Annotated in this window: 3 protein-coding genes; all 3 read left to right on the top strand. The window is 74.0% G+C overall.

Annotated elements, in window-relative coordinates; translation table 11 throughout:
- Positions 1-354: DUF6703 family protein (locus tag DQW85_RS23510; protein WP_338043409.1), on the top strand; the 354-nt coding region annotated here is incomplete at its 5' end.
- Between the two features lie 75 nt (positions 355-429).
- Positions 430-1,359, top strand: a complete 930-nt coding sequence (locus DQW85_RS23505; RefSeq protein WP_113702251.1) for a metal ABC transporter substrate-binding protein — start codon at positions 430-432, stop codon at positions 1,357-1,359.
- A gap of 7 nt (positions 1,360-1,366) precedes the next feature.
- Positions 1,367-1,758 (top strand): ATP-binding cassette domain-containing protein (locus tag DQW85_RS23500; protein WP_113702250.1); only part of this gene is annotated, 392 nt, incomplete at its 3' end.

The following is a 1,758-nucleotide window of genomic DNA, read 5'->3' as shown; positions in this document are numbered from 1 at the left end:
GGGGGGACGGCAGGGCCGAGGGCGAGGCGCCCGCTGCCGCGCGGCGAGCAGTTCTTCACGCCGGGCGCGACGGGCGCGCGCAAGGCCGTCGAGGCGCGCAGCGCGGCGCCGATGACGTTCCTGTTCACCCAGGTGCCCCGGTGGGTGACACCGACCGTGCTGGTGGTGCTGCTGCTGGCCGGGTTCGCCGTCCCGGGGTGGCTCGGCGGGGTGGCGGTGCTGCCCGTGCTGGCCTTCGTGGGCTGGCTGGCCTACCTGTCGTGGCCCTCTTTGGGCGCCGGGGGGCGGCTGCTGCGGGTGGCGATGCTGGCCTTCCTGGTGGTCCTGGCGGCTGACCGATTCGGGGTGTTCTAGCCGGGCACCGCGTAGATTTTGACAATCGTTTTCATTTTCCCCATAATTGGGGGCGTGATGTCCAGAACGCCCCAAATGCTGGCAGGCCTCCTGGCTGGAGGCTCGTTGCTCGCCACCGCCGCTTGCGGGGCGGGTCCCGGTTCCGCGGAGACCGCGCCGTCCGCGCCCGACGGCCGGCCCGCCGTGGTCGCCTCCTTCTACCCGCTCCAGTGGCTCAGCGAGCAGGTCGGCGGCCCCGACGCCGCGGTCACGGTGCTGACCGCGCCCGGAGTCGAGCCCCACGACCTGGAGCTGGGCGCGCAGCAGGTGGCCGAGCTGCAGGACGCCGCGCTGATCGTCTACATCAAGGGCGTGCAGCCCGCCGTGGACGAGGCGGTCGAGGCCGGCAGGGCGTTCGACGCCGCCACCGCGGTGACCACGCTTCCCGCCGGGGCGCACGAGGAGGGCCACGCCGAAGGTGAGGCCCACGAGGAGGGCCACGCCGGGCCGGAGGTCTCCTACGACCCGCACATCTGGCTCGACCCGCACCGGCTGGCCACAGTCGCTACCAAGCTGGGCGAGCGGCTGGCCGCCGCGGACCCGCCGCACGCCCAGGGCTACAAGGACCGCGCCGCGCGCACGGCGGCCGGGCTGACCGCGCTCGACAAGGAGTTCGCCGCGGGCCTGGCCGCCTGCGCGACCAAGACCATGGTCACGAGCCACCAGGCGTTCGGCTACCTGGCCGACCGCTACGGGCTCAAGCAGGTCGGCATCACGCTCGACCCCGAGTCGGAGCCCTCCCCCGCCCGCCTGGCCGAGGTGGCGCGGATCGCCCAGGCCGAGAAGGTCACCACGATCTTCACCGAGGCCCTGGTCAGCCCCAAGGTCGCCGAGGTGCTGGCCAAGGAGGTGGGGGCGAGGACGGCGGTGCTCGACCCGCTGGAGAGCAAGCCGTCGGGCGACTACCTGTCCGGTATGAGAGACAATCTCAAGAGCCTGCGCGCCGCACTGGGCTGCGCGGCTTGAGCAAGGGATGCGGGGCATGAGCGAGACCACGTTCGCGATGACCGGCGGCCGGGTCACCCTCGACCGGCGGCCCATTCTGCGGGGCGTCGACCTCACGGTGCGCGCCGGCGAGGTGGTCGCCCTCCTCGGCGCCAACGGCTCGGGCAAGTCGACGCTGGTGCGCGCCCTGCTCGGCCTGATCCCGCTGTCCGGCGGGCGGACCCTGCTGTACGACAGGCCGCCCGCGAGGTTCCGCGAGTGGTGGCGCATCGGCTACGTGCCGCAGCGACTCCAGGTCGGCGGCGGGGTGCCCGCCACGGTCCGCGAGGTGGTGGCCTCCGGCCGCATCGCCCGGCAGAGCAGGCTGCGCCGCACCAGTGCCGCCGACCGGGCGGCGGTGGCGGGCGCGCTGGAGGCCGT

The sequence above is a fragment of the Nonomuraea lactucae genome, assembly GCF_003313395.1.
In the GTDB taxonomy this organism is placed as follows: Bacteria; Actinomycetota; Actinomycetes; order Streptosporangiales; family Streptosporangiaceae; genus Nonomuraea; species Nonomuraea lactucae.
Note: the sequence above shows the minus strand (reverse complement) of the source record. Positions and strands in the feature narration are given on the sequence as shown.